General features: G+C 37.7%; 28 protein-coding genes and 1 pseudogene. 20 read left to right on the plus strand and 9 right to left on the minus strand.

Annotation, left to right across the window (positions count from 1 at the left end):
- The first annotated feature begins 174 nt into the window (after nucleotides 1–174).
- From tyrP to IGL17_RS01870, 3 genes are all read left to right on the plus strand, one after another.
- Nucleotides 175–1593 carry a tyrosine-tyramine antiporter gene (gene tyrP / locus IGL17_RS01860; protein ID WP_002355453.1) on the plus strand — a complete coding sequence of 473 codons (1419 nt, stop codon included), beginning with the start codon at nucleotides 175–177 and terminating at the stop codon, nucleotides 1591–1593.
- A 124-nt stretch (nucleotides 1594–1717) separates the two neighbouring features.
- Nucleotides 1718–3124 (plus strand): Na+/H+ antiporter NhaC, encoded by a 1407-nt coding sequence (gene nhaC / locus IGL17_RS01865; RefSeq protein WP_002363118.1) that lies wholly within the window; start codon nucleotides 1718–1720, stop codon nucleotides 3122–3124.
- A gap of 355 nt (nucleotides 3125–3479) precedes the next feature.
- On the plus strand, nucleotides 3480–4397 hold the full coding sequence (locus IGL17_RS01870; RefSeq protein ID WP_010775570.1) for a hypothetical protein: 918 nt from the start codon (nucleotides 3480–3482) through the stop codon (nucleotides 4395–4397).
- A gap of 51 nt (nucleotides 4398–4448) precedes the next feature.
- On the opposite strand, the gene IGL17_RS01875 is transcribed toward IGL17_RS01870, so the two are convergent.
- From IGL17_RS01875 to IGL17_RS01885, 3 genes are all read right to left on the minus strand, one after another.
- Nucleotides 4449–4898: a YehR family lipoprotein gene (locus tag IGL17_RS01875; protein WP_002382937.1), complete on the minus strand. Its 450-nt coding sequence runs from the start codon at nucleotides 4896–4898 to the stop codon at nucleotides 4449–4451.
- A gap of 150 nt (nucleotides 4899–5048) precedes the next feature.
- Nucleotides 5049–5555 carry a phosphatidylglycerophosphatase A family protein gene (locus tag IGL17_RS01880; protein WP_002355457.1) on the minus strand — a complete coding sequence of 169 codons (507 nt, stop codon included), beginning with the start codon at nucleotides 5553–5555 and terminating at the stop codon, nucleotides 5049–5051.
- 131 nt (nucleotides 5556–5686) lie between these two features.
- Nucleotides 5687–6640 (minus strand): L-lactate dehydrogenase, encoded by a 954-nt coding sequence (locus IGL17_RS01885; RefSeq protein WP_002355458.1) that lies wholly within the window; start codon nucleotides 6638–6640, stop codon nucleotides 5687–5689.
- 167 nt (nucleotides 6641–6807) lie between these two features.
- Between IGL17_RS01885 and IGL17_RS01890 the strand changes: the two genes are divergently transcribed.
- Entirely contained in the window at nucleotides 6808–7170 is a 363-nt protein-coding gene (locus tag IGL17_RS01890) for a DUF4809 family protein (RefSeq protein WP_002382941.1), read from the plus strand.
- Between the two features lie 15 nt (nucleotides 7171–7185).
- Nucleotides 7186–7596 carry a DUF4809 family protein gene (locus IGL17_RS01895; protein WP_010828524.1) on the plus strand — a complete coding sequence of 137 codons (411 nt, stop codon included), beginning with the start codon at nucleotides 7186–7188 and terminating at the stop codon, nucleotides 7594–7596.
- Nucleotides 7597–7642: 46 nt separating this feature from the next.
- On the opposite strand, the gene IGL17_RS01900 is transcribed toward IGL17_RS01895, so the two are convergent.
- Nucleotides 7643–8470, minus strand: coding sequence for a LysR family transcriptional regulator (locus IGL17_RS01900; RefSeq protein WP_002358639.1), 828 nt, complete (start codon nucleotides 8468–8470; stop codon nucleotides 7643–7645).
- A gap of 141 nt (nucleotides 8471–8611) precedes the next feature.
- On the opposite strand from IGL17_RS01900, the gene IGL17_RS01905 reads away from it, so the two are divergent.
- Together IGL17_RS01905 and IGL17_RS01910 are read left to right on the plus strand one after the other, a co-directional pair.
- On the plus strand, nucleotides 8612–9580 hold the full coding sequence (locus IGL17_RS01905) for a TDT family transporter (protein WP_002355462.1): 969 nt from the start codon (nucleotides 8612–8614) through the stop codon (nucleotides 9578–9580).
- 20 nt (nucleotides 9581–9600) lie between these two features.
- Complete coding sequence (locus IGL17_RS01910) at nucleotides 9601–10560, plus strand: GDP-mannose 4,6-dehydratase (protein ID WP_016618140.1); 960 nt, start codon at nucleotides 9601–9603, stop codon at nucleotides 10558–10560.
- Between the two features lie 151 nt (nucleotides 10561–10711).
- Here IGL17_RS01910 and IGL17_RS01915 read toward each other — a convergent pair whose 3' ends face one another.
- Nucleotides 10712–11062 carry a winged helix-turn-helix transcriptional regulator gene (locus IGL17_RS01915; RefSeq protein ID WP_002415976.1) on the minus strand — a complete coding sequence of 117 codons (351 nt, stop codon included), beginning with the start codon at nucleotides 11060–11062 and terminating at the stop codon, nucleotides 10712–10714.
- 111 nt (nucleotides 11063–11173) lie between these two features.
- Here IGL17_RS01915 and IGL17_RS01920 point away from each other — a divergent pair, with 111 nt between their 5' ends.
- Nucleotides 11174–11791 (plus strand): nitroreductase family protein, encoded by a 618-nt coding sequence (locus IGL17_RS01920; RefSeq protein WP_025193395.1) that lies wholly within the window; start codon nucleotides 11174–11176, stop codon nucleotides 11789–11791.
- A 187-nt stretch (nucleotides 11792–11978) separates the two neighbouring features.
- Nucleotides 11979–12992, plus strand: a complete 1014-nt coding sequence (locus tag IGL17_RS01925) for a lipoate--protein ligase (protein WP_002389569.1) — start codon at nucleotides 11979–11981, stop codon at nucleotides 12990–12992.
- Between the two features lie 70 nt (nucleotides 12993–13062).
- Here the strand turns inward: IGL17_RS01925 and IGL17_RS01930 are convergent, their stop codons facing one another.
- On the minus strand, nucleotides 13063–13917 hold the full coding sequence (locus IGL17_RS01930; protein WP_002384882.1) for a M48 family metallopeptidase: 855 nt from the start codon (nucleotides 13915–13917) through the stop codon (nucleotides 13063–13065).
- A gap of 182 nt (nucleotides 13918–14099) precedes the next feature.
- Complete coding sequence (locus tag IGL17_RS01935; protein ID WP_002358645.1) at nucleotides 14100–14435, minus strand: hypothetical protein; 336 nt, start codon at nucleotides 14433–14435, stop codon at nucleotides 14100–14102.
- Nucleotides 14436–14550: 115 nt separating this feature from the next.
- On the opposite strand from IGL17_RS01935, the gene IGL17_RS01940 reads away from it, so the two are divergent.
- The 8 genes and pseudogenes from IGL17_RS01940 (at nucleotide 14551) to IGL17_RS01975 (ending at nucleotide 21987) form a co-directional block, all read left to right on the plus strand.
- Nucleotides 14551–14835 carry a hypothetical protein gene (locus IGL17_RS01940; protein WP_002382953.1) on the plus strand — a complete coding sequence of 95 codons (285 nt, stop codon included), beginning with the start codon at nucleotides 14551–14553 and terminating at the stop codon, nucleotides 14833–14835.
- 4 nt (nucleotides 14836–14839) lie between these two features.
- On the plus strand, nucleotides 14840–15775 hold the full coding sequence (locus IGL17_RS01945; RefSeq protein ID WP_002361227.1) for a LacI family DNA-binding transcriptional regulator: 936 nt from the start codon (nucleotides 14840–14842) through the stop codon (nucleotides 15773–15775).
- Between the two features lie 171 nt (nucleotides 15776–15946).
- Nucleotides 15947–16543, plus strand: a complete 597-nt coding sequence (locus tag IGL17_RS01950) for a nitroreductase family protein (RefSeq protein ID WP_002355475.1) — start codon at nucleotides 15947–15949, stop codon at nucleotides 16541–16543.
- 42 nt (nucleotides 16544–16585) lie between these two features.
- Complete coding sequence (locus tag IGL17_RS01955; RefSeq protein WP_002355476.1) at nucleotides 16586–17431, plus strand: VOC family protein; 846 nt, start codon at nucleotides 16586–16588, stop codon at nucleotides 17429–17431.
- Nucleotides 17432–17561: 130 nt separating this feature from the next.
- The gene (locus IGL17_RS01960; protein WP_016618142.1) at nucleotides 17562–18323 is read left to right on the plus strand and encodes a DeoR/GlpR family DNA-binding transcription regulator; all 762 of its coding nucleotides are present in this window, start codon (nucleotides 17562–17564) and stop codon (nucleotides 18321–18323) included.
- A 12-nt stretch (nucleotides 18324–18335) separates the two neighbouring features.
- Nucleotides 18336–19735: pseudogene (locus tag IGL17_RS01965) on the plus strand (M24 family metallopeptidase).
- Between the two features lie 86 nt (nucleotides 19736–19821).
- Entirely contained in the window at nucleotides 19822–20472 is a 651-nt protein-coding gene (locus IGL17_RS01970; protein WP_002361229.1) for a uracil-DNA glycosylase, read from the plus strand.
- 174 nt (nucleotides 20473–20646) lie between these two features.
- Complete coding sequence (locus tag IGL17_RS01975; protein ID WP_002366141.1) at nucleotides 20647–21987, plus strand: MATE family efflux transporter; 1341 nt, start codon at nucleotides 20647–20649, stop codon at nucleotides 21985–21987.
- Between the two features lie 24 nt (nucleotides 21988–22011).
- Here the strand turns inward: IGL17_RS01975 and IGL17_RS01980 are convergent, their stop codons facing one another.
- The gene (locus IGL17_RS01980; protein WP_016614127.1) at nucleotides 22012–23838 is read right to left on the minus strand and encodes a M3 family oligoendopeptidase; all 1827 of its coding nucleotides are present in this window, start codon (nucleotides 23836–23838) and stop codon (nucleotides 22012–22014) included.
- Between the two features lie 127 nt (nucleotides 23839–23965).
- On the opposite strand from IGL17_RS01980, the gene IGL17_RS01985 reads away from it, so the two are divergent.
- From IGL17_RS01985 to IGL17_RS01995, 3 genes are all read left to right on the plus strand, one after another.
- On the plus strand, nucleotides 23966–24475 hold the full coding sequence (locus IGL17_RS01985; protein ID WP_002366143.1) for a VanZ family protein: 510 nt from the start codon (nucleotides 23966–23968) through the stop codon (nucleotides 24473–24475).
- Between the two features lie 130 nt (nucleotides 24476–24605).
- A complete protein-coding gene (locus IGL17_RS01990; protein ID WP_002361233.1) occupies nucleotides 24606–25334 on the plus strand; it encodes a YebC/PmpR family DNA-binding transcriptional regulator in 729 nt (242 codons plus the stop codon).
- Between the two features lie 52 nt (nucleotides 25335–25386).
- Nucleotides 25387–25857: a C-GCAxxG-C-C family protein gene (locus IGL17_RS01995; RefSeq protein ID WP_002384891.1), complete on the plus strand. Its 471-nt coding sequence runs from the start codon at nucleotides 25387–25389 to the stop codon at nucleotides 25855–25857.
- Between the two features lie 75 nt (nucleotides 25858–25932).
- On the opposite strand, the gene IGL17_RS02000 is transcribed toward IGL17_RS01995, so the two are convergent.
- Nucleotides 25933–26106, minus strand: a complete 174-nt coding sequence (locus tag IGL17_RS02000) for a hypothetical protein (protein ID WP_002355495.1) — start codon at nucleotides 26104–26106, stop codon at nucleotides 25933–25935.
- Nucleotides 26107–26154 lie beyond the last annotated feature (48 nt).

The raw sequence follows: 26154 nt of genomic DNA on the forward strand, positions 1-26154 counted from the left end.
TAACCGAACGAGGGAACGTTCGTCTGGTTGATTTATTCAAGAGATAAATCAACCAGACGGCTAACCTCTTAACCAATTCTTTGTCTGGGTAAGAGGCAGTCGAATGACTGTTTTACTCAGCGTATAACAGTCATTCATGCTCCTTATCCAAAATCTTATAAGGAGTGTACAAAATTGGATAAACAACAAGTTAAAAAAATTGAATTAGGTACTTTTATCGGTTTAACAATGGCATTGTGTGCAACTGTACGTAGTATCCCAACACTTGCTGCTGTTGGTTGGACATTAATTTCTTACACAATTTTCGCGGTCTTATTCTTTGCTGGTCCAATCGCATTGATATCTGGTGAATTATCTACGATGCTTCCTCAAGAAGGTGGCCCTCAACTTTGGGTTAAAACTGCCTTAGGTAGCAAATGGGGTTTTGTTGTCGCTTGGTTACTATGGGTGCAAATGTTCCCAGGAATGGTAATGGTTGCTTCTACATTAGGCCCTTTGCTAGGTAATACATTTGGCAATGTTCACTTAGGTGAAAATCATTGGTTCGTATTAGGTTGTATCTTAGTGATTTACTGGATTATTACAATCTTGAACTTGAAATTTGATATGGCGAAAGTTGGCGGAAATATTGGTGTTTGGCTAGGTGTTTACATCCCAGTATTAGTTATGTTTGTTTTAGGTCTTCTTTCAATGATTAAAGTAGGCTTAACACCTGGCGGCTATTTAGGTGCCTTCTCTTGGTCAAAAGTTTTACCAAACTTAGAAAATATGGACACATTTAAATATCTAGCAGGGATTGCGTTTATCTTTGTTGGGATTGAAATGTCTTCTGTTTATATTCCTCGTTTGAAAGATGCAACAAAAAATTATACAAAAGGCGTTTTCATTTCATTAATTGGTTTAGTTTTATTAAACGTTATTAATGCAATGTTTGTTGCTAATATTGTTCCAAATGGCAAAATGGAATTGTCTAACATTACACAACCAATTTTGCTTTATTGTGACGTTTTAGGTTTACCAACAATTATTGGTAATATCTTTAGTTTCATGGTCTTCTTAGGCGTGTTATTACAATTATCTGCTTGGGTTACTGGACCATCAAAAACAATTATTCAAGTTGCTCGTGATGGCTTATTGCCACCAAAATTTGGCTTCCATCGCGAAAATAAATATGGCGTTTCTCGTAACGTTGTGTTAACACAATCTGTAGTTATCTCATTATTCGCTTTACTTTATGGGGTAATGGATGATGTCAACGCTGTATTCTTAACTTTAACAAATGCAACAACAATTATTTATAGTATTGTGTATGTATTGATTGCGATTTCCCTAATTAAATTACGTAAATCTCAACCAGATACACTACGTCCTTACCGAATTGGTAAAAAAGGTAATGGCTTAGCTTATTTAGTGGCAGCAATGTTAATTTTTAGTGTTATCATTGTTATTTTCGCCACATTAGGTACAACAACCGTGACTGATGCAGTCTTAGTTGCATTAATCACTATTGTCATGTTTGTGATTCCGTTAATCATTAATCGCTTTAAAAAAGCAAGTTGGGCAACGGAAGTAAAAGAAGATTTAGGTGAATAAAAAGGCTAGCAATTATTTTGCTGAGTGCCTCTTCACCTGATGACTATAGTAAATTGTCGTTTGGAAACTGAAGCAAGTTCGATTATTGCTTCAGTTTTCGCTTTCCATAAAAGGAGGTTTTCATATGAAATCAACGAAACCTACTGTTTCGTTCGCTGAAAGTTTAGGCATTTTGATTGCCTTGTTAGCGATTCTCGGGTACTTAATTATTGGTCAAAAATTAACCCCTCACATACCGATTCTTTTTGTATTCATGTTGTTGTTGCTTTATGGCAAATGGAAAGGATTTTCTTGGGATGAGATCCACGAGGGCATTGTGGAAGGGATCAAACCAGGGATCATTCCGATTATTATTTTCTTGCTGATAGGTGTCTTAGTTGCTACTTGGATCTTGTCTGGGACGATTCCAACAATTATGGTCTATGGTTTTAAAATTATCTCAGTGAAGTTCTTCTTACCAACCGTTTTTGTGGTCTGTGCACTAGTTGGTGTGACGGTAGGGAGCTCCTTTACGACTGTTTCAACTATGGGGATTGCCTTTCTAGGTATTGGACATATTCTTGGATTCGACAATGCGATGACAGCTGGTGCAGTTGTTTCAGGTGCCTTTTTGGGGAACAACATTTCACCGTTATCTGATACAACAAACTTAGCTGCTGGAATTGGTGGCGTGAACCTTTTTGAACATATACTAAACATGATGTACACTGTTATTCCGGCGTTTATTATTTCGATTGTCGGCTATATCTTCTTGGGACATCAATCTGGTTCGGCGGATTTACAATCGGTTGATGCAATGGTCCAAACGTTACATCAAGGATTCTGGATTTCACCGATTACATTGTTGCCAGTAGCGGTTTTATTCTTATTCGCCTGGAAAAAGGTACCGGCTATTCCAACGTTACTAGTCGGCTCTACAGTGGCGGTCATCTTAGCTTTTATAAATGATCATCACCTAAGTTTAGCGAAAGTTTCTACCATTTTAATGAGTGGTTATGTGGCAGATACAGGGGACCAAAGTATTGATACACTTTTATCTCGTGGTGGGATTGAAAGCATGTTAGGTTCTGCTGCGTTGATTATTTTGGCATTAGGTTTGGGCGGCTTGTTGATTAAGTTTAACATCGTGGCTACTTTAATTGATAAAATTAAAGGCTATGTGAATAATCCAGCCAAATTAATCGCTTTAACTGCCTTAAGTTCTGTGGGAATTAACTTACTAGTTGGCGAACAATATTTGTCAATTATTTTACCAGGGGAAACATTTAAATCCTCATTTACTCGTTTAGGTATTGATAAAAAATATTTAACTCGTACTTTGGCAGATGCTGGGGCGGCAGTCAACTCGTTAATTCCTTGGGGAGTTAGTGGTACCTTCATTATGGGAACGTTAAAAGTTGGTGCACTAGAATACTTACCATATGCCTTTTTCCCATTGCTTTGTCCCATTATCACCGTCATTTTGGGGATATTCTTAAAAAAACAACAAGGGGAAAACAAAAAAGCACCAGGGACTAACGTTGAATTGTGAGTTTTTTCAGATAATTAAACAATTGGTTACGATTGAACCTCAGTGTCTCTACTGATTGGTTCAATCGTTTTTTCGTCACAGATTTTTTACAATTCTTCATATAATCTTTGAAGCTCCTTAAAGGCAATTTAATTATTCTAAGTTATGATACAAAGGATCAATCAAATAGGTGGATGAACGTGGTGTTAAACTCATAGAGACTAACAGTAGTTTATTCTTGCTCATTGTTGAGGTGTAGGTTCGAATCCTACCGTCCACTTTCTGTTATTTAAACCAACTAGAACGAAACACAAACAAGTGACGGATACACATGATTAAGGTACAATAAGGGTAGGGAAAACAAGGAGGAATTCTTATGAAAAAGATAGGGCTTATTTCTAGTGCTTTTCTTTTAACCCTTGCTTTAGCAGCATGTGGCGGCGGAAAAAGTACAGAAAATACGGATAGTCGTTCCAGTGCTGCGGAAAGTACCACAGTCGAGAGTACAAAAGCATCTGCTATAAAAGAATCAAGTAGCAAAGCAGCAACAAAATCTAGTGATGCGAAATCGTCAGGAACAACAACAGCTGATTCGAAAGCAACAGCTTCTTCTACGAAGGAAGCGACAAATAATGGCTCAGCAGAGAAGCAATCACCAGCGAAAAATGCGAATCCAGATGACCAAGCCAACCAAGTGCTTAACCAGCTAGCAAACATGTTTCCTGGTCAAGGCTTACCGCAGGCAATTTTAACGAGTCAAACGAATAACTTTTTAACTGCAGCGACAACATCACAAGCGGATCAAAACAATTTCCGTGTTTTATATTATGCAGAAAAAGAAGCGATTCCAGTGAATGATGCACGTGTCAATCAGTTAACGCCAATTAGTTCTTTTGAGAAAAAAACATATGGCTCTGATGCCGAAGCAAAAAATGCAGTGAACCAAATCATTGACAATGGCGGTCAACCAGTAGATTTAGGTTACAATATTACTGGGTATAAACAAGGGGCGGCAGGTTCTAGTTACTTATCTTGGCAAGAAGGCAATTGGAGTTTAGTCGTACGGGCCTCAAATATCAATGGTGAATCGCCTGATGATTTAGCGAAAAATGTTGTCAATATTTTGGAACAAGAAACATTACCAGCACCGAATACCGTTGGTCAAATCACACTGAACGTGGCAGGAACCACTGACTATAATCGAAACTCAGTAGTTTGGCAAGCTGGTACAGTCGTTTACTCTGTCCATCATTTTGACCCAATTCAAGCAGTGAAGATGGCAACATCAATGTAATTAATAAAAAGAAAGCGTGCGACAATGCCCATTGTCGCACGCTTTCTTTTATTATTTTTGTTCTGTATAACCTTGTGACTCCACCAATTCTTGGCTTTTCTTCATGCTGATTCCCTTAGAAGAATCTCCATCAATCTGGATACCATCTACTTTTTTGGCTTTATCATAATCAAGTTTTTCATAATTAATCGTCAATTTTTCGATGGCTTGTTTGTCCTCATAGGTCAGTTTGTAATTAAGCCCTTTGATGTCCTCATATTGTTTAGAAACGGGTTCCAACGCTGTTTTTGCCTCTTCTTTTGTAATCCCCAATTTGTCATAAGAAACAATGTTTTTAGCCGTTTGCGTTAAGACTTTATCTCCTTGGTACGTATAGGTTAAGGTGGAATCAATCCCATCTTGTGGCGAACCTACAAAGGTTTTTGTCTCTATTTTTGAACCGCAACTTGCAAGAAAAAATACCCCAATAAAAATTAAAAATACGCGTAAAAACTTTTTCATTTCTAGATAACCTCCTTTAGCTGTTTATTCTTGAGTGTAACATAACACGGCAAATAATTACTGTTAAGTAGAAAGCTTGTGAGAAGTCCAGCAAATAAAACTAAATAAAAAAACTTGCCTCTTCATTTTTATGAGAAGAGGCAAGTTTTTTTATTTAGTAATATCACTTAAATCTGGTTGTGAGTGAGCCAACCGACTGGCAGCCGCAGCCGCAATTGCGCCCACGATATCATCCAAGAATGTGTGGACATGTTCGCCATCATGCGCATTTAACTCTTTTAAAATGCCTGGTTTTACCTTGTCGATATACCCATAGTTCGTAAAACCGATAGATCCATAAACATTTACAATGGAGAGCGCCATAATTTCATCAATGCCATAAAGCCCTTCATCTTCCGTTAAAATTTCTTGTAACGGTGAAAGTAGCTTGTTTTCTTCCGCCAGAATATCCAGTTGGACACCTGTAATAATCGCGTTGTGTACTTCACGCTTTGTTAACACGGCATCAACACTTTCTAAACAAGTATCTAATGTTAAATTGTCAATATAATCTTTTTGTAAAAATAACACAAGTTCAGCTAAATCATTCATTGTTACGCCACGTTCTTGCAATAAACGACGTGCGCTATTTTCTAACGTATCTCCTTGGATTACCATTTTTTGTCCTCCTAATTTCTGCTTTAGTTGAAGTTCTTCTTTCATGGTACCAAAAAGAACGATAAAGGGGAATTAGAATCTATTTTGGTAGAGAATAATTTAGTTGAAGTGTTATTTTTAGTTAAAAATTACTAAGCGTTCGGTTGTAACGATGCCATCACTTGTTTTAATTGTGTCACTGATTTTTGGAAGAGTTCTTTTTCAGAAGCATTTAGATTCAATTCAATAATGTCAGTCACACCTTGATTGCCAACGACTGCAGGAATCCCTGTAAATACATCTTGTTGCCCATATTGCCCATCTAAGTAAGCTGAGACAGGTAAAATAGCTTGTTCATTATTTAAAATGGCTTTAACAATGCGTGCAGTACTCATACCAATCCCATAATAGGTCGCTTGTTTGCGATCGATAATTTCATAAGCTGTATTTTTCACTTTATCAGAAATGATTGGTAAATCGTCACTAGTTAAGCGCTCTGTCGTATCCACAATTTCTAAAATAGGTTTTGTTCCAATCATGGTATGAGACCAGACAGCCACTTCAGAATCCCCGTGTTCGCCAATAATATAGCCGTGAACATTGCGTGGATCAATCGCTAAACGTTGAGACAGTTCTTTGCGGAAACGAGTTGTGTCCAAAGTTGTACCAGTTCCAATTACTCTTGAAACAGGTAAACCAGAAGCTTGCCAAGCCACATAAGTCAGTACATCGACAGGATTTGAGGCAATCACTAAAATTCCATCAAAACCAGATTTCATGATATTGTTAACAATTGTTTTCATAATTTCTGCATTGATTGAAACCAAATCTAGACGACTTTGCCCAGGTTTTTGATTAGCGCCAGCTGTAATCACGACGATATCGGCATCTTGGCAGTCTTGATAGTCGCCAGCCCAGACGTTTACATTTTCTTGACCCCAAGACACACCATCTAATAAGTCAATTGCTTCGCCTTCAGATTTGGCTTTGTCAATATCAACTAAGATTAATTCATTCGCAATCCCTTGGTTGATCATGGAATAGGCAATACTTGTGCCAACAAAACCAGTACCAATAATTGCGACTTTTTTGTTAAATACTTTCATCGTTCATCTCTTCTTTCTGTAATATTTCTTTCTTAGTGAATTATATCACGAACTTTTTAGGTGTGGTTATACCAATCTGTAATAGTCTTTATTAACAATTTAAATAAGGGAAGCGTGCTTTTTTTGTTATGATAAGAGTAGGAAAATAGAGGAGATAAGGAGGCAAAATGACAACGACAACAGTATATTATGCAAGCAATAATGAAAAACAGCCGAACTGTTTTCAACTAGTTATCGGTAGCTTTAGCTATGAACTTCCAAAAATAGAAATCTACGAAATCCTGGAATGTGTCGCTTCAGCATATGGCTATCAAAAAGAACCATTCATTGAAGAACAAACAGAATGTTTTGTTAAAGGCAACCGTTGTATACATGTTTCCCAACAAGCGACGACGTTGACTTTTGTTGTGAATGATCTGCGTTTAGTAATGGAAAAACAATGCCGGAATCACGAAGAAGTCTTTCAAGAAGTCAATCATATTTTATTGAATATTTTTGAGGAGACCCCTTGTGTTTTTCTCGAAAAGTAGGAAAGAAGGATTAAGATGAAACAGGTGAAAATAACAACTACCTCAGATTTGATTAATGGCGGCTGCAATGCCTGTCCGAATGTGAAGTGTACGAATTATCTTGTTCATGTAGAAGATGAAACAATTGCGTTAGAAACACTAACCGTTGCAGATTTAGTAACTTTATTAGCACTCAAAGAAGGGTTTCGTCAAAAATTAGTTATGGAAATGTTCGAAGAATATACGGTGTTTGAAAGGGAAACTCATCAAGTTGTATTCAAGGAAGAGGAAACGAGAATTCTTTTTCAATCAAAAAAACAGACCATTCAAAGCACTCTTTTGTCTAAAGAGCCACAACAAGTGTTCCAAGAAACCCAGCAAATTTTACACCAACTATTTGAGTTAGAACCTTTTGAATTTGAATTGGTAGAGGAAACTGATGAATAAAAAACAGGAAAACGATTTAGCGAAAGCTAAGTCGTTTTCCTGTTTTTTAGGTTTGTCGTTCACGAATTTTTTCAACGATTCGGTTATAAACTTCAGAGAAGGAAGTATTGGCATGGTGATCGGTCTGGACAATGAAAATTTTTCGAGAAGCAAAGGACTGATCAATTGGTTGCCAAGGGATCTCATCGGAAATAGATAATCGAGAAACAATTGATTGCCCAATGTTATTTTTTAGCAATTGTAACAGGACTTCGTTGTTGTTTAATTCGATAATTGGTAAGTTGATGCTGTGTTCGTTGAGATAAAGCTCATTGAAAAAACGTAAGCCAGAGTTCTTTTCTCTTAAGAGCCAAAATTTTGAAGCGGCATCTCCTGCTAGAACTAGTTGATCTTCATAAACAATTTCTTTGTGTAGATTTTTGGTTTCAATGGGTTTTTCAATTAGTCCAATGTGGGCATGATTATTTTGAACCATATCCACGACTTCGTTTGAATTCATCAGTTGAATCGAAAAGTTGATGAGTGGAAAAGCGGTAACCAAACTCTCCATAATATCTGGCAATAAATAAATAGCAACTGTATTTGAAGAGGCTATAATGCAGTCTTCTTTAAAATTCTCTTTTTCTGCAGCTTGCGCAAAAGAAGTAGTTAAGCTTTCAATAATCGAGAGCATTTTTGGATATAAAAAATCAGCTTCTTTGGTAGGAATAACCGATTGTTTTCCATTACGATAGAACAGCTTGATCGAAAAGTGTTGCTCTAATTTCTTGATTTGCAAAGAAACAGTTGGCTGAGAAATATACAATTGTTTAGCCGCCGCACTAAAATTTTTGGTTTCATACACAGCAATAAATGTTTTGATCCATTCGAACATAAAATCGCCTCTTTCTATTTACTATCTTAATAGTTGGTATTGCAAATATTTATTTTACAAATATAAATATTTCATTTAGTATAATAACATACTTTTGATTAATATCAATAATAATAAATAAAGACGGAGTGTGACTACATAATGGTAGAAAGTGCGAAAAAATTCTTGCGGAAAGTCCCGATTCCCATTTGTGGACTAATTTTAGGGATGGTTTCTTTGGGGAATTTACTTTATTCCTTGGGATATGCAACAATTGGGACCATTTATTGTGTACTTGGCAGTCTCTTAATGATTTTAGTTATTTTAAAAATTATTTTTACAATGAAACATGCATTAAGCACCTTAGATGATCCAATTATTGCTTCGGTATCACCAACATTTACAATGGCTTTAATGGTTATCTGTGTTTTCTTAGATCGGATATTTACCAATGCTGCTTGGATTAATGTGTTGTGGATTGGCGCAGTGATTTTACATTTTATTTTAATGATTTATTTTGTAGCGGTGCATATTTTTCCAACAAAAATCGAATTGGAACACATTTATCCAAGCTGGTTTATTACGTTTGTCGGCATTGGCGTTATTCCTAATACTTCTCAATTGTTTATCAATGAGTTGGGAAAAATTGTTTTTTGGGTAGCGTTGTTCTTTTATTTACTCTTGTTACCAATTTTAATCAAGAGAATTACGAAGTCGAAAGAAATGCCTGAATCGACCATTCCTTTATTGACGATTATGACAGCGCCAGGTTCGTTATGTTTAGCTGGCTATATTTCAATGGGTGGTCATTTGTATATGCCATTAGTTGTTTTCTTGCTAATTTTATCTCAATGTATTTATGGGATTGTAGTAGTGAATCTATATAAAATTATGCAAGTGACATTCTATCCAAGTTATGCTGCCTTTACATTCCCATTAGTGATTTCTGCGACAGCATTAGTCAAAGTTAAACCTTTATTTGCAGAAAAGGTAGGCCTAACGAGTCTGTTAAATATTTTGTCTACTTTTGAACTCTTATTAGCTGTGGCTATTGTAAGTTATGTGTTCATTCGATATTGCATTTTTTTATTCCAAAGAGAAAATAACACGAAAAAAGTGGAATTAAATTAAAAAAGAGAGGAAGCAAAGAGGTGAAGAAACTATTAATTACTGGAGGAGCTGGCTTTATTGGTTCTAATTTGGCTAATTTTTATAGTCAACAGTATCAAGTTTTTGTGATTGATGATTTGTCCATGGGGCGAGTGTCAAATTTGCAACAAACTGAGCAGTTGGTTTTTATTAAAGGAAGTGTGACGGATCAGCAATTATTGGACGAAGTACTTTCAGAGCATTCGTTTGAGTACATCTTTCATCTTGCGGCTGTGGCAAGCGTGGCAAGTTCTGTGGCACAGCCTCTAGAGACCCACGAGGTCAATTTTTTAAGTGTATTGAAAATATTGGAATCAATAAAAAAATATCAAAAAGAGCTCAAACGTTTTGTTTTTGCTTCGTCGGCAGCCGTTTACGGTGCAGAGCCAACGTTGCCTAAAAGAGAAACTTCGGTGATTTGCCCTTTGAGTCCCTATGCTATTGATAAGTTTGCTGCTGAACGTTATGTTCTCAATGAATACCATTTACATGGGGTACCTACAAGCGCAGTTCGCTTCTTTAACGTCTATGGTCCCAATCAAAATCCTGCTTCACCCTATTCTGGTGTCCTGTCCATTTTGATGGATTGTTATATCCAATTAGAGCAAGGGCAAGCGAGCCAATTTCAAATATTTGGAGATGGTCAGCAAACACGTGACTTTATCTACATTGAGGATGTCCTAACTGCATTAGATTTAGTAGCAACCAAAAGTGAAGCGTTGGGACACGTTTATAATGTGGGTACCGAAGTTGCCATTTCCCTTAATCAATTAATTGAAGAAATGAACCAATTAGTGGGACTTCCTTTGCCAGTTTCTTATCAAAAGGAACGAGATGGCGATATAAAATATTCTCTTTCAGATAGTTCTGCTTTGAAAGGCTTAGGTTTTTCGCCCGTTTATTCAATTCAAGAAGGACTTCAAAAATATCTTAAGTTTACCCATAATACCCAAAATAGATAAAAAAGAGCCTGGGACAAAAATCACTTTGGATTTTTGTCCCAGGCTTAAAAATTGATAAACGGCGGGAACAGAAGCAACTCCTTCGGAAATAAGCCGAAATTCTCCAAAAATTATAGAACAATTTTCGGAAATTCCTTCTTATTTCTCGGAGTTAAACACTTCTGTCCCGACCTCTTTTTTGTGCAAATGTTTCGCCCCAATGGCAAAGTGAAGAGAGGGCATCGTAAAGAGCATATCCTTCCGAAGTGAGCGTATATTCCACACGCGGGGGCAGTTCGTTAAAGGATTCTCGATGGACTAGGCCATCTTTTTCCATTTCTCTCAAGCGATCTGTCAGGACGCGTTGAGTGATTCCGTCGAGCGCACGCATCAATTCACCGTTGCGCTTGGTTCCTTGGAATAATTCATCCATTAATGATAATTTCCATTTGCCGTTAATGGTGGAAAGGGCTAAGTTGATACTGGTTTGTTTATCAGTTGTCATAGTTTCTCCTTGTGACACGTAATGGTTACTTTTTTCTTCCTAGGTGAATAAAAAGTGCGTACTTTTTTTCTCCATCATAGTGAGTAATAATAACTATGTCAAGTAAGGTAAGAGGAAGGAAGAAGAAATATGATGTATCAAGATGTTGTTCGCAGCCGCCGCTCAGTTCGGGATTTTATGCCAGATGTTGAGATTCCTAAAGAGGAATTAATGGCCATAATTGAGGAAGCGATGTTCGCGCCAAATAGTACCAATTTAAATTCATGGCGTTTTTTTATTGTCACAGAAAAAGAACAAAAAGAGGCCCTTTACGAAGTTTCGATGCAACAACCAGCAGTTAAAGGGGCAGCGGCGGTGATTATTTTATTAGGTGATTTGACTGCTTATACAGTGGCCAATGCAGATGAAATCAGTGCTAAAGCTGTCGCACAAGGAACGATGACGGAAGAAATTCGTCAAGGAATTAATGAAAATGTTTCTTGGTACTATGATGTTAGCGAAGAACAAAAAAGAGAGTGGCTAATGTTAGACCAAGGCTTAGTTGCGATGCAGCTGATGCTTTCTGCAAAAGATCGAGGCTATGATACTGTGGCGATGTCTGGTTTTGAAACAGAAGCTGTTCGCAAGTTATTTAATATTGAGGATCATTTAGTGAACGGACTGATTATTCCGATTGGCAAAGCTCAAACACCCGGCTTTGAAACAGTCCGACGAGATGTTTCAGAAGTAGTAACTTGGTTAGACTAAAAAGCTAAACAGTTCTGTAATTGCTGTTTATTAGATTTTGAGCGTGGAACAAACATCCAAAGTGATTGTTGTCCCACGTTCGTTTTTTTGTTGATCATCCGCTTTTGAGAATGGCCAGAGAAGACGTTTAGTGAACCAATTTTGAAAGAAAGTGATACACTAGAAGAAAAAGAAGTGGGGCGACCTTATGCGTTATGTCATAATGCAGTCACGAGATATTCGTGAAAATTTAGCAACGGAAGATTATCTATTAAACACTCTCTCTTTTGAAGAGCCCTTAGTGTTGTTCTATATTCAGGAACCCTGTGTTATTTTAGGCCGAAATCAAAATGCTTATGAAGAAATTGACTTAGCTTATGCTAGAGAGAAGGGAATCGTTATTACTCGCCGTTTATCGGGCGGTGGTGCTGTTTATGATGATCTTGGGAATGTCAGCTTTAGTTTTGTTGTTCAGGAAGGACATCAAGCTTTTGGGGATTTTAAAGCGTTCACTAAACCAATTATTGAAGCATTACATAAAATGGGCGCAACGGGGGCCGAGATTAGCGGTCGCAATGATTTATTAATTGATGGGAAAAAATTTTCTGGCAATGCCATGTATACAAAAAAGGGGAAGATGTATACTCATGGTACCTTGATGTATGATGTTGATTTGGCAGAAGTTCAACGTGTTTTAACTGTTTCTAAGAAAAAAATTGAATCAAAAGGGACAAAATCTGTTCGGGGACGCGTAACCAATTTACGGCCGTACTTAGACGAAAAATATCAACAATTAACCATTGAGGAATTTCGCAATCGTTTACTGATGGAGCTCTTTGATGTCGAATCTCTAACTGAAATTGCGGAGAAAGAATATGTCCTAACCAAAGCAGATCAACAGGAAATTAGGAAATTGGTCGCTGAAGTGTATGGCAATGAAGCTTGGATTTTTGGTGAAGCGCCTAAATTTACGATCAAAAAAGAAGAAAAGTTTAAAGGCGGCATTGTGGATGCACGTTTGACTGTTGAAAAAGGTAAAATAATTGAGTTAACGATTTATGGTGATTACTTTGCCAAAAAAGAAACAGCGGAAATCGTTGCGGCTTTATTAGGTGTGGACTATCAGTATTCATCAATTTGGCAAGCATTAGCAGCGTTTAACTTTGAAGACTACTTTGTAAATATCACCAAAGAAGAATTTGTTCATTTATTGGTGGATTAATAAACGTGCTGGGACAAAAGTTAAAGAATCTTTTGTCCCAGCACGTTTATTTAATGATGGTTGGCTCTTGCTAGAAAAATTTTCCATGAACATCCCAATTGCCAGTATCTTTGGCTTTTTTCAATGTTTGCATTCGACGGAAGCCAACAGGATGATCGGATAAGAAGTTACTCAATTTAAGCCAGATGGTATCATCATGTAAATCAATACTGTGAAAGTATTCTTCTAAATCCACACGACTGCCCATGTATTTTCCTGAAAATAAATAAATCATACTTAAAGCACCTTCTTCGGCGTAGTATAAACCTGCGCGATCAGCGGTATATTCTTGCGTTCTTGTAAAACTTTTATCTAACGCAACTGGTTTCAAAATAATGGATAACATTAGCCGCCATAAATTAGTGTGTCCACATTTATGGTGTCCTAGCTCGTGTGCCAAAATAAAGCGAATCAGCGAAAAATCGCCTGTATTGTACGCGATGTCCAACAAATCACTGTGAATGACAACATAGCGTCTGTGTAAAGAGCATTTTGCCGCAAAAGCGTTTAAGACACCATTCCCGTTGATTAAATAAAGACGTGGCATCCTTAATTTTTTAGTGCCAAAGCCCATTTCTTTTGCCAAATCAATATATAAAGAATAAATTTCTGGTAACTGATTTTCTGTAATTTCCACTCCGTTAGAAGCAGTATCCATGTACATATAACGAATGGTAAAAAAAGCAATGACTGGCGCAATTGGTGCAATTAAGACAATTAATAACCAGTCAGGAATCGGCAAATCACTCAATATCAATAAAGCAACTAACCCCAATGCTAAAAACAATAAAACAAAACCAATGATAATCATTGGTAATTCAAAACGATAACGTAACTTAGCAACAGAAATTTCTTTCTTTTTTTCCTGCGGTTGACACATAAACATTCCTCCCCAAACATTTCCCAAACACTTTTTCAAATAAAATGACTTACCTGTTACTTCTAATATACCATTGGTTAATCGATAATGACAATGGTGGGAACTTGAATAAAGGTAATTATATCAAGTGATTAATGAAAGGAACTCGTTGTACGCAGGGAATTGGTCTATCTTGATTAAATAAAATTTTAATAATCTAACTGTTTTAGACGTAATAAAGTAGTTTCTGGAGTTAATTTTTTAATAACATATAAACGCAAAATTGCATGTTCAATTTTTTGTTCTTCTGGCGATAGCGCCGAATTTATATAGGATAACTTCTCGATTAAATAGGTTAAAAATGAGCCAGCACCTTGGCTGCCCACTAAAAAGCCCATTTCTTCCGTTTCGGTTAATTGTTGTTTTTTTAAGTGGTAAATTTCTTGTGCAAGTGCCCCCGAGATAATGATTTCATCCGTTTGCTTGTTCAAATTTGTTAGTAAGTCGCTTTTTGTTGCTACTGTAACAGTTTCCATTGCACTCATCCTTTGCTTTTATATGATACATCTAGTATAACATGGTCTCACTTTTTTTTATTTTTCCTCTTGCTCTGGTACGCGTTTCATAAGGTAAGATATGTGTATCAAAATATTGGAGGGCATGAAAATGAATGTTATAGTGGAGATAAGCGATAGACTTGGTATGGATTACTATTTTGTCTCGGTGACTACGACGGCCAAAAGTCTGCAGTTAGATAGTCCCAAAAAATACTATAAGATTTGGCATCAAGAAATTCCGTACCATCAGATAACGGAGTGGCACTTGACACAGCAGGAGGATATTCAGGAAATTTCTTTTGCTTGGCAGGAGACCTTTTATCGTTTTGTTGATTACGGGACAGGGATTGTGCCTTATTTAACTCAATTTTGTAAAGTAATGAGGTGAAAGTATGACAACAATTCGAGAAATTGCGCGCCTTTCAGGATCTTCAGTTACGACTGTTTCGCGTGTGATTAATCATCATCCGTATGTTTCTGAAGAAAAACGACTGAAAATCCAAGCAATTATCGATGAGTTGGGCTATAAGCCCAATATATTAGCGAGAAATCTTAGCTTTGGGAAAAGTAATACATTAGGTGTCATGGTTCCTTATACGAATCAACCTTATTTTGATGCTATTTTAAGTGGGATTATCCACCAAGCATTTCAACAAGGGATGATGGTCAGTTTATTACCAACGGATTATGATAAAGAAGTTGAAAAAAGTTACTTGGAAAAAATGGCGACGGGTGCGTTTGATGGCATGATTGTTTTGTCAAAGGCAAATCCTTTAAGTGTGTTTGCTCCGTATAAAGAGCAAGTTGTTTTTTGTGAAAAAATAGAAGACCCTAGTTATGCTAGTATCTATATCGATCGTTTAACCGTTTATCGGCGGGTCTTCCAAGCGTTGAAACAACAAGGATGTAGTGAAGTGGCAATTACGATTAACCGTGCACCAGAAAAAAGTACAAGCGCACGCTATTTAGTTGACGCATATCAGGAAATTTATGGAGCGATTCCTGAAAATCGGTTATTTAAGGACTGTTTAACCTATGAAGATGGGTGTGAAGTAGGACGTCACTGTGGGCAAGATCCAACGCTCCAAGCGGTTGTGACCAACGGTGATGAAATTGCCGCAGGGATTCAAGCCGTTATTGAAAGACCACTCTTTTTAGTGGGACAGGAACAAACTTTATTAAGTGAAATTTTAAATTTTTCAACAATCTGTCATCCATTAATGGAATTAGGGGAAAAAGCCACACATTTATTTCAAGAAAAACGGCCGAAAACGATTCAATTGACTTCTACATTTATTAATCGACAACCAGATTTTTCTTTTTCTTAGAAAAAAGCTGGTTGTTTTTTTCTTTGGTAGAATAAGGTTTTTCGCTAAAAAATAAAAAAACTTACAAAAAGTAAGACAAAAAGCTTTACTTACTTTTAGTAAGGTAGTATAGTAAGCATGTAAACAAAATTAAATGAATTTACTGAGGAAATTCGAAAGGATGAACATATTATGTCAAAATTTACTGAAATGATGAAAAACCGTCGTTCAATCTATGCTTTAGGAGAAAACTTACCAATTTCAAAAGAAGAAGTAACTGCTTTAGTAAAAGAAGTTGTTAGAGAAAGTCCAACAGCTTTTAACTCTCAAACACAACGCGTGGTGTTCTTATTCGGCGATGCTCACAAAAAATTATGGGCAATGACTGAAGATGCCTTAAAACCATTAACTCCAGCAGAAGCATTTCCAAACACACAAGCTAAATTACAAGGTTTTGCAGCTGGTGCGGGTACAATTTTATTCTTTGAAGATACAGATATCGTGAAAAACTTACAAGATAGCTTCCCATTATATGCGGATAACTTCCCTGTTTGGTCTGAACAAGCAACTGGTTTAACACAAGCGAACGTTTGGACTGCCTTAGCGCAAGAAAATATTGGCGCAAACTTACAACACTACAACCCAGTCATTGACGAAGCGGTTGCTGCAGAATGGTCAATTCCTGCAAACTGGAATTTGCGTGCACAAATGGTCATTGGTTCCATTGAAGCGCCAGCTGGCGAAAAAGAATACATGGAAGATAGTGCTCGTTTTAAAGAATTCAACTAAATCATTGCTTTAGTAAAACGAAGAGGAAAGAAGTGAAAGCAAATGGTTCAAGCATTACCAAGTAATATTGGGATTCAACAAGTCACTTTGAAAGTGGCTGATTTAGATAAAATGGTAAACTTTTATACGAAAACAATTGGCTTAAAACTTTTAAAACAAGGAGAGGGACGTGCTTGGCTAGCGCCACAAGGCACCAACGATGCAATTCTTGTCTTAAAAGAACTAACAGCTGGGGAAGAAAATCAGGGTACCACTGGCTTGTACCATATTGCTTTCCTGCTACCAACCCGCAAAGATTTAGGCAATATGTTGCTGTGGCTTTTGCAGGAAAATGTGCAAATTGGCGCAGCAGATCATGGCTATAGTGAAGCCCTTTACTTAAGTGATCCAGAAAATAATGGCATCGAAATTTATTGGGATAAACCAGAAGAAGTCTGGGATATTCGTCCAAATGGTGAAATTATCGGTGTGACAGAAGAATTAGACGGTGATAGTTTAGCTGCAGAAGCTGACGGTCACTGGCTAGGAATTTCCGAAGGTTCTAAAATTGGGCACATTCATTTGAAAGTGGCCGATTTAGATACCACTGAAACGTTCTATAAAAACTTAGGGTTTGGCTTAAAGTCTAACTTTGGTCAACAAGCGAAGTTTTTTGCAGCGGGTCAGTACCATCATCATATTGGGACAAATACATGGAGCGGCAAACAGCTGCCAACGATTCAAGAAAATCAATTTGGCTTAGAAAATTACACCTTCCGTTTACCAACTGCGGCAGATTTAGAGATCGTCCAAGCCAATGCGGAAGAAGCAAAGTTACATTTTATTGCCAAAGATCATTTACTTGCGTTAGAAGATCCTAGCGGCATGATTATTCAATTTACCTATTAAAACCACTCTCAAACTAGCCCTTCGTTAGAAAATGAAGGACTAGTTTTTTTGTCTTTTTTTTGCATTATTTTGCATTTGTTTGCAAAATGATGCAAAAGATGCTATCTTTACTTAGAAGAGGTGAGGAAGCATGTTGATTGAAGAACGTTTAGCCAAGATTCAAAAAATAGTGAATAAACAAAAAAGTATTTCCATGGAAGCGTTAGCGGAGCAAGTCTCCGTTTCAAAAGATACTATTCGGCGAGATTTAATTCGTTTAGAAAAGGAAGGACATTTAAAGAGAACGCACGGCGGCGCTATCTCAGTGCAGTCTGAAGCAACTATTTACGATTATGCTCAACGAATAGTGAAGCATCCAGAGAAAAAACAAGCGATTGCCCAAAAAGTTTGGGCAAATATTCCCAAACAAGCGTCCATTTTTTTTGATTCATCAACCACGGTGGAAGCAGCTATTCGAGCGATGGAAAATAGTCCGATTCACGCGATCACGAACTCTCTCAGTCATGCGCTACTTCTAGCGCAAATGGATCAGACAAAAATTACAGTATTACCTGGGCAACTGCATAAACAACAACTCTTTTTGTTTGGGGCAGAAACAGTCGCTAAGGTTGGGGAATTTGCCCCCGACTATACATTATTAGGTGTGTTTGCGTTATCTGAACAAGGATTATTTATTCACACAGAAGAAGAAGGTCAAGTCAAACGGCGAATGATTCAACAAGGCAAACAAGTCATTGCCTTAGCAGACCAAACGAAATTAAACAAAACGGGTTTATTTAAAATTTGCGAATTAACAGAAATTGATTGTTTAGTGACAGATACACGACCTGATGAAAAATTCTGTGAGCAGTTAGCGCAAGCAGGCGTAACGTTGATTGTCGCAGATGAATAATGGAGGATAATAATGAAGCGAAAAATTAATTATACACATATTGCTGAACCTACTGTTTTTGAGAATGTTTTTCCAACGTATTTGACGAATGAAACGATGATGGCGCGTAAGCAGAAAGTATTACAACGAATGGAAACAGAAAAATTCGATCAATTGGTCTTCTATGCAGACAAAGAGCATGGCAGTAATTTTGAATACTTAACTGGCTTTATTCCGAGGTTTGAAGAAGGACTCCTTGTGTTAAATAAGGATGGTGCGGCGACAGTTATTTTAGGCAATGAAAATTTAAAACTGTGCCAACATGCCCGCATCTCAGCCGATTTAATTCATTATCCAGCTTTTTCGCTACCGAATCAACCAATGGCTGGGGAACAAAAGTTGTCGCAGATTTTTGAAACGCTTCTCGATGAAACTGCTCAAAAAATAGGTATCGTTGGGTGGAAAATGTTTACAACACAACAGCAAGAACCTGCTACGATGTTTGATGTGCCACATTTTATTGTCGAAGCACTGAAAAAAGCGCTGCCGAAAGAAGCTCGTTTACTAAATGGGACCCACTTATTGATTGGAGCAAAGGGGCCCGCACAACAAATAATGCTAACGAATTGGCGCACTATGAATATGGGGCGAATTTGGCTTCTCGCAGTATGTTAAAGGCCTTAAATGCAATTGAAATAGGACAGCGTGAAACGGACATTGGGGCTTTGTTAAATGATGAAGGTCAAACGCCGACGGTAGTAACCATTGCGGCAACTGGTCAACGTTTTGAATATGCAAACATGTATCCGACTGCCAAAGAAATTCAGTTAGGTGATGCCTTATCATTAACTACAGGCTACAAAGGCGGCTTGTCTAGCCGAACAGGTTTTGTTATTGAAAACGAGCAGCAATTGCCAGAAGCGCAACGTGATTATTTAGAACGCGTAGCAAAACCCTATTTTCAAGCTGTCGTTCACTGGCTTGAAACCATTCGAATCGGACTGTTAGGGCGAGAAATGTACCAAGCGATTGAAGAACAGTTACCAAAAGAAAGCTATCACTGGCATTTGAATCCTGGGCATTTAGTTTCGGATGATGAATGGATGTCGTCGCCTATTTATCCAGATTCAGCCATTCGCTTGGAAAGTGGCATGCTCTTTCAAGTGGATATTATTCCTTCTGTACCTGGTTATACAGGGGTGAGTGCAGAAGAATGTGTGGCTTTGGCTGATGAAACACTGCAAAAAGAGATTCAGCAAACTTATCCAGACATGTGGCAACGGATTACGACACGCAAAGCCTATTTAAAGGAGACATTAAAGATTGACTTACCAACGGAGGTTTTACCAATGTCTAATTTAGTTGGTTACTTACGGCCTTTTTATTTAGCTAAAGACAAAGCTTTGTGTGTAGAAAAACCAGCTCCTAAATGAGTAGGCTCCTTTTTTGAGTTTCTTTTGGGCCTTATTTATAATCAATATAGCGAAGGAAGAACACCAGAAGAGAGGCGTGATGGTAAATGCACTATCCTGAACATCTGAAACAAGCAGTTTTAGCTAAAGCAAAAGACTTACCATTAGAAGGTTTTGTGGAAGGGCAAGGTCCGCAACAGCCAAAAGTGATGTTGATTGGGGAAGCCCCTGGAAAAGAAGAAATTAAAGAAAACGTACCATTTATAGGGCGTTCAGGTCAATTGTTGATGGAACAATTACAACAAGTTGGCTTAAGTCGTGAAACGGTGTATATCACCAGTGCGGTTAGGAGTCGGCCTTTTTCTGTAAAAACAAAACAGATTGCAAAAACGGGAGAAAGAGTAACCAAGTTTCCTAATCGAACGCCAACCAAAGAAGAAATCAAAATTTTTGCGCCTTTGCTTGATTGGGAAATCGCTGTTTGCCAACCTGAACTAATTTTGACACTGGGGAATATTGGGTTGCAACGACTTTTAGGACCAAAGCCAACAATCACTGCAGTGCACGGAACGGTCATTCAGTCGCCCATTCAAACATTTGATGAGCAATCCCAAAACTATCATTGGACGCAGAAAACCTATCAAATCATTCCACTCTTCCATCCAGCGGCTGTCTTTTATAATTATCGTTTAAAAGAAGTCGTGAAAGAAGATTGGCAAGTGGTTCAAAAACAACTGCAACTGCTTAAGAAAGTTTAAAATGAGAAAAATAGAAGGATGGTTGTTTTTTCGAAGAGAGAATGCTACCCTAGAAGTATCAATAAATAGACAGATTATTTAATCGCTGGGTTGAATAATTGAAGGATTCTGATTTTTGCGTAAGCCTTGAAGCAAAAAGAATGAGTCCTTTTTTTGTTAGAAGGAGATTTGGGTATGGAGCAAACACAGCAAAACCATTTTACTGCGTTGTTTTATAAAAATGTTCTGTTAGGAATTTTAAGTATGGCGGCGCAATCAATTTTTATTTTGGCGGACACATTTTTCATTGCAAATGGGATTGGCACCGAGGCGTTGGCGGGGCTTAACATTGTCTTACCACTCGTTAATATTATTAATGGATTAGGTTGGATGTTTGGCGTTGGCGGCGCTACGTTGTTTTCGACCACGGTTGCGCAAAAAGAAATCAAAAAAGCCAATCAGTATTTTAGTTTAACGATTGGGTTAGTTTTCGTTATAGGGAGTCTCTTTACTTTAGTGAGCTTGATTTTTTCCGATCAAATTATTCGGGGACTTCAGGGGACCGGTGTCTTGTTTGGTTTGGCAAAGGAATATTATATGATTTACCTTAGCTGTTCATTATTATTTATTTTAAACAATTGCCTGATTACTTTTTTAAGAAATGACCATAATCCTCGTTTGGCAACGATTGCTTTTGTCAGTGGGGGAATTGTCAATATTATTTTGGATTATGTCTTTATTTATCAATTTGGGTGGGGCATGGCAGGCGCGGCCATTGCAACGGTGATGTCACCGTTAACAAGCTTAATCCTGATTACGTTGCATAAGTGGTCGCCGCAACGAGTTTTACGTTTTGAAAAGTTTAAAGTGAAATTTCAGGATGTTCGAGAAATTATGTCGATTGGTTTTTCTTCCTTTTTAAATGAATTTTCTTCGGCCTTTGTCATGTTTTTATTTAATATTGTTTTGTTAAACTTAGTTGGTCATGTGGCGATTTCAGCTTATGCGATTGTTGCCAATCTCAATATTATTGTGATTGCCATTTTTACAGGGATTGGGCAAGGGGCGCAACCATTACTCAGCCGATACTATGGTTTAGGGGAAACGAAGGTGTTGCGTAAATTTGTTAAACTTAGCTTTATTACGTATTTGGTTGCCGGCTTCCTGTTCTTTTTAATCAGTCAAGTGTTTACGGGACAAATTATTGAGGTCTTTAATAGCGAAGGGAACGACCAGTTGGCGCAAATTGCTAGGACAGCCATCCGCTTATATGCGATTTCTTTCTTGTTTACAGGATTGAATTTTATGGGGATTTATTACTTTTCGGCAGTTCGTAAACCGAAAATGGCGCTAATGATTTCCTCTTTGCGTGGGTTCTTTTTAATTGTGCCAGTTTTATTTATTTTGGTGAAATTACTAGGATTAACCGGTGTTTGGTTAGCCATGCCAGTAGTTGAATTTGTTACGTTTGGACTAATGCTTGTGGGCTACCTTGCATATCGAAACTATTTGAAAAAAAGAGAAGCAGTAACCTGATGTTGGTTACTGCTTCTTTTTTGCTTAGTTTACATAGTTTTCAGTTAAAGTCATGAATTGTTCCACATCTTTTAGTACTTGATCAATGCCAGCTTGCCAGAAATCAGGTTTTGTTAAGTCAACATTTAAATGTTTTTTCGCTAATTCTTCGCTTGTCATCGAAGCAGTGTCTCTTAATAACGCAATGTATTGGTCTTCAAACGAGCTGCCTTGTTGATTGGCATACGCATAGATACCCATGCTGAATAGATAGCCAAAAGTATATGGGAAATTATAGAAAGGCACATCATCAATAAAGAAGTGCAATTTGCTCGCCCAGAAATGAGGATGATAACTGCCAAGACTATCTTTGTAGCTTTCTTTTTGCGCCGCTAACATTAATTCAGTAATATCTTCTTCCGCTACTAAACCTTTTTGGCGCGCTTGATAAAAATTATTTTCAAAGATAAAACGCGCATGAATGTTCATAAACATGGCAATGGCATTTTGCATTTTTGTGTCTAAAAGGTTAATCTTTTCAACGTCTGATTTGGCCTCTTTTAAGGTGGCGTCAGCAACAATCAATTCTGCAAAGGTACTAGCTGTTTCTGCTACGTTCATGGCATACTCTCGATTCAATGAAGGTAAATCCCACATCACGCTACTATGGAAAGCGTGACCTAATTCATGGGCTAAAGTAGCTACTTCGTTGATTGAATTGCCAAAGGTCATGAAAATCCGCGACTCTTGTGTTTCAGGTAATTCTGTACAATAACCCCCAGGACGTTTGCCTGGACGATCTTCAGCTTCAATCCAACTTTTTTCAAAAGCCATTTGGGCAAAATCGGCCATTTTCGGACTGAATTTACGGAAATTTTCTAAAATAAAGGCAGCGGCTTGATCAAAGGAATACGTTTTTTCTTCTAAATCACCTAAAATAATTGGCGCATCTTGGTCTTGCCAATCCATTTTTTCTTTGCCGAATAATTGTGCTTTGCGCGTTAGAAAGTCGACGAATGGTTGTTTATTTTTTTGGATGGTTTCCCACATAACTGTTAATGTTTCTTGACTCATTCGATTATAGTTTAAGGGATTTTCTAAATAATCTGTAGTGCCATGCAATTTGTAATCAGATAAACGGAACCCATCTAAGTGATTTAGGGTGTCTGCTAAAATTGAAGCTTTGCTACTCCAAGCTTTCTCCCAGGCTGTAAACAAACGTTGACGAACCTCTTTGTCAGGATCTCCCATCATGCGGTTAAAGGCTTGGCCTGCAGATAGTTCTGTCACAGAGCCATCTTTTTCTTCAAAAGGAATCACGATGGAAGCAACAATCGTATCGTAATGTGTACTCCAAGCATTTAATCCATCTAGAGAAAGCGTATTGATGATATTTTCTTCTTGTTCGGAAAGCAGTTTTTTTCCATCACGGCGTAATTCATTTAAGCGAAAAGCCATTGTTTTGAACGGTTCTTCGGCTAACAGGGCTTGCCAATGTTCTGCTGAAATCTCGGTGATTTTTTTAGTAAAAATGGTTTCAGCTAATTGAATCGCTGGCAACAGATTGTATAAATCGCCTGATAAAATTTTGGCCTTGGTATCATTAGTATTAGCAGAAATTAAAGCAGTTAAAAAACTATTACATTGTGAAAAGCCATTTGAGATTTTCCCTTGTAACGTTAAGATTTCAGCAAATTGTTCTTTGCCTTGGGCACTTTCTGGTGTCCATTCTGTGATTAATTGATGGTACTCTTTTGTCTGTTCGGTTAATTGAGTCATTCGTTGGCTAAGTTCTTTGGACTCGCTCCCATTGGGGAAAATACTGTCTAAATCCCATGTAATAGAATAGGTCATATCCAATCCTTCTTTCATTTTTTTCTTTTCAGTATATCATAAGACCTAAGAGAAGTTGTTTCTTTTTCCCTCGAAACCGACTATAATAAAAAAGAATTTTCCGTGGCAGGCACGGGGCAACTTGAAACCAAGAAAAGAGGATTATATGAAAAATTATTTGAAAGATAGTAATTTATATTTAGTCATTGCGTTTGTTATTATGGCCATTTTATTTTTCAGTTCATCACAGACATATGAACAGCAATCACAAGTTGGTCTTTTAGATAAACTTCTGAGCAGTCATCCTTTTGAAGAACAATTAAAAAACATTTCTTTTCAATATGCTGGCAGTGAAGTAAGCATTCAAGCTAGTGGTTATAGTAAATTTGTTGAATTTTTTATTCGTAAGGGAGCCCATTTTGGTACGTATTTTCTATTAGGTGGTAGTTGGTTTATTGGATTAGTGCCAAGAATCAAAGGCCTGTTTTTAACAGCTGTTGTTTCCTGGCTAGCTGCTACTGGCTATGCAGGTTTAGATGAATTTCATCAAATGATCACGGGCGGAAGGACCCCTCTTTTTCAAGATGTTATGTTGGATGCCATGGGTGCTTTGACAGCCATCGTTATTTGTTTGGTGGTTCATGGTTTGAAGAAAAATAAAAAAAGAAGACGCTAATTTAGAAGAGCTTCGTTTATTCGTCAGAACGGTGGGTAAGCGAGGGTCTTTTTTTGGTAGCGCTTGTTCCTAACTGAAAAGAAGAGTAGAATAAAGGAGAATAGTAACGAAAAGTCAGGAGGAATCAAGGATGTCAGGACACAGCAAATGGAGCAACATTCAAGGGCGTAAAAATGCGCAAGATGCCAAACGTGGGAAAATTTTCCAAAAAGTTTCAAGAGAAATCTATATGGCGGCAAAAGCAGGTGGCCCTGACCCCGCAATGAATCCTGCTTTACGTTTAGCAGTCGATAAAGCTAAGTCAGCGAATATGCCCAATGATAATATTGCGCGCGCCATAAAAAAAGCCAGTAGTGCTGGTGAAGGGGAACATTATGACGAGGTAACTTATGAAGGATACGGGCCAGGTGGCGTGGCAGTTTTAGTTCATGCACTAACAGATAACCGCAACCGAACGGCCACCAATGTTCGCGTCGCGTTTACTCGAAATGGTGGCTCTTTAGGTGAAACGGGTTCGGTGAATTATATGTTTGATCGTAAAGGCTATATTGTCATTAAGAGAGAAGATCATGCAATTGAGGAAGACGACATGCTAGAAGTCGTTTTGGAAGCAGGCGGCGAGGATTTAGAAACATCACCAGAAGTATTTGAAATTTACACAGCACCAGAAGATTTTACAGCGGTTCGCGATGCTTTAGAACAAGCAGGTTATTCATTAGCACAAGCTGAATTAACAATGGTTCCGCAAACCTTACTAACCTTGAACGATGAACAAAAAGCGCAATTAGAGCGTTTGGTTGACAAGTTAGAAGACGATGATGATGTGTCAGAAGTATTTACCTCTGCAGAAAATCTATAAAATAAAGGGATGCTTGGCATCCTTTTATTCATAAAATGAAAGCGGATACAGAATGGAGGGCATTTTGAAAAAGAGAATTTGTTTACAAGCAATCAGGGAAGAAGCGGAAGCCTATTATCGTAACGGTGATTTTTATTGCTCGGAAGCGATTGTGGCGACCATTCGGCAACACTTCGATGCGGAGATTCCCATTGAAGCTGTGGCCATGGCTTCTGGGTTTCCTGTAGGTGTTGGAGGAGCGAAGTGTATTTGTGGTGCTCTTTCAGGCGGGGTTATGTGTCTGGGCTACTTTTTTGGTCGGACAGAAGCCAAAGGAGAACAAGTAAATAAAACGATGGCTTTAGCCAACGAATTGCATCAAAGTTTTCGACAAAAGCATCGAGTGGTTTGCTGCAGTATTTTGACAAGTAAAATGACGATGGGTTCACCTGAGCATATGGAACAATGCATTGGCTTTACTGGAGAAATCGCTGAAACAACCGCAAAAATTATTGCACGAGAACTTGCTTACGAATTAGTCTAGTAAAAAATGAGAGAGGAGCAACCAGATTCATTCACCTGAATCTGGTTGCTCCTCTCTCATTTAATGCGTAATCAATTAACCAAGTACTTTTTCATAAGCTTCCACTTGAGATAAGACACGTTGGAGCTGTAATTCATTTTCAATATAGTTGATTGAATTACCTAAATCTTCTTGGCGGTTTGTTTCTAAACGATCGACTTCTTTTTTTGCTTCGTTCAATAAGTGTAGAACTTCTTCCTTAGATAACATGTACTCACCTCCTTGCGCAGTTCATCTACTATTAGTGTACTCCTTTTT

Source organism: Enterococcus sp. AZ088 (assembly GCF_051714845.1).
Classification (GTDB): Bacteria; Bacillota; Bacilli; order Lactobacillales; family Enterococcaceae; genus Enterococcus; species Enterococcus faecalis.

Coding starts and splice junctions, on each gene's coding strand:
- IGL17_RS01895 (WP_010828524.1), top strand. CDS start 7,186: ATGAAACAGGTGAAAATAACAACTACCTCAGATTTGATTAATGGCGGC.
- IGL17_RS01975 (WP_002366141.1), top strand. CDS start 20,647: ATGGAGCAAACACAGCAAAACCATTTTACTGCGTTGTTTTATAAAAAT.
- IGL17_RS01880 (WP_002355457.1), bottom strand. CDS start 5,555: ATGGTAATCCAAGGAGATACGTTAGAAAATAGCGCACGTCGTTTATTG.
- IGL17_RS01920 (WP_025193395.1), top strand. CDS start 11,174: ATGATGTATCAAGATGTTGTTCGCAGCCGCCGCTCAGTTCGGGATTTT.
- IGL17_RS01870 (WP_010775570.1), top strand. CDS start 3,480: ATGAAAAAGATAGGGCTTATTTCTAGTGCTTTTCTTTTAACCCTTGCT.
- IGL17_RS01945 (WP_002361227.1), top strand. CDS start 14,840: ATGACAACAATTCGAGAAATTGCGCGCCTTTCAGGATCTTCAGTTACG.
- IGL17_RS01990 (WP_002361233.1), top strand. CDS start 24,606: ATGTCAGGACACAGCAAATGGAGCAACATTCAAGGGCGTAAAAATGCG.
- IGL17_RS01985 (WP_002366143.1), top strand. CDS start 23,966: ATGAAAAATTATTTGAAAGATAGTAATTTATATTTAGTCATTGCGTTT.
- IGL17_RS01885 (WP_002355458.1), bottom strand. CDS start 6,640: ATGAAAGTATTTAACAAAAAAGTCGCAATTATTGGTACTGGTTTTGTT.
- IGL17_RS01970 (WP_002361229.1), top strand. CDS start 19,822: ATGCACTATCCTGAACATCTGAAACAAGCAGTTTTAGCTAAAGCAAAA.
- IGL17_RS01960 (WP_016618142.1), top strand. CDS start 17,562: ATGTTGATTGAAGAACGTTTAGCCAAGATTCAAAAAATAGTGAATAAA.
- nhaC (WP_002363118.1), top strand. CDS start 1,718: ATGAAATCAACGAAACCTACTGTTTCGTTCGCTGAAAGTTTAGGCATT.
- IGL17_RS01875 (WP_002382937.1), bottom strand. CDS start 4,898: ATGAAAAAGTTTTTACGCGTATTTTTAATTTTTATTGGGGTATTTTTT.
- IGL17_RS01940 (WP_002382953.1), top strand. CDS start 14,551: ATGAAAATGAATGTTATAGTGGAGATAAGCGATAGACTTGGTATGGAT.
- IGL17_RS01995 (WP_002384891.1), top strand. CDS start 25,387: ATGGAGGGCATTTTGAAAAAGAGAATTTGTTTACAAGCAATCAGGGAA.
- IGL17_RS01900 (WP_002358639.1), bottom strand. CDS start 8,470: ATGTTCGAATGGATCAAAACATTTATTGCTGTGTATGAAACCAAAAAT.
- IGL17_RS01980 (WP_016614127.1), bottom strand. CDS start 23,838: ATGAAAGAAGGATTGGATATGACCTATTCTATTACATGGGATTTAGAC.
- IGL17_RS01950 (WP_002355475.1), top strand. CDS start 15,947: ATGTCAAAATTTACTGAAATGATGAAAAACCGTCGTTCAATCTATGCT.
- IGL17_RS01935 (WP_002358645.1), bottom strand. CDS start 14,435: ATGAGTGCAATGGAAACTGTTACAGTAGCAACAAAAAGCGACTTACTA.
- IGL17_RS01930 (WP_002384882.1), bottom strand. CDS start 13,917: ATGTTTATGTGTCAACCGCAGGAAAAAAAGAAAGAAATTTCTGTTGCT.
- IGL17_RS01925 (WP_002389569.1), top strand. CDS start 11,979: ATGCGTTATGTCATAATGCAGTCACGAGATATTCGTGAAAATTTAGCA.
- IGL17_RS01890 (WP_002382941.1), top strand. CDS start 6,808: ATGACAACGACAACAGTATATTATGCAAGCAATAATGAAAAACAGCCG.
- IGL17_RS01955 (WP_002355476.1), top strand. CDS start 16,586: ATGGTTCAAGCATTACCAAGTAATATTGGGATTCAACAAGTCACTTTG.
- IGL17_RS01905 (WP_002355462.1), top strand. CDS start 8,612: ATGGTAGAAAGTGCGAAAAAATTCTTGCGGAAAGTCCCGATTCCCATT.
- IGL17_RS02000 (WP_002355495.1), bottom strand. CDS start 26,106: ATGTTATCTAAGGAAGAAGTTCTACACTTATTGAACGAAGCAAAAAAA.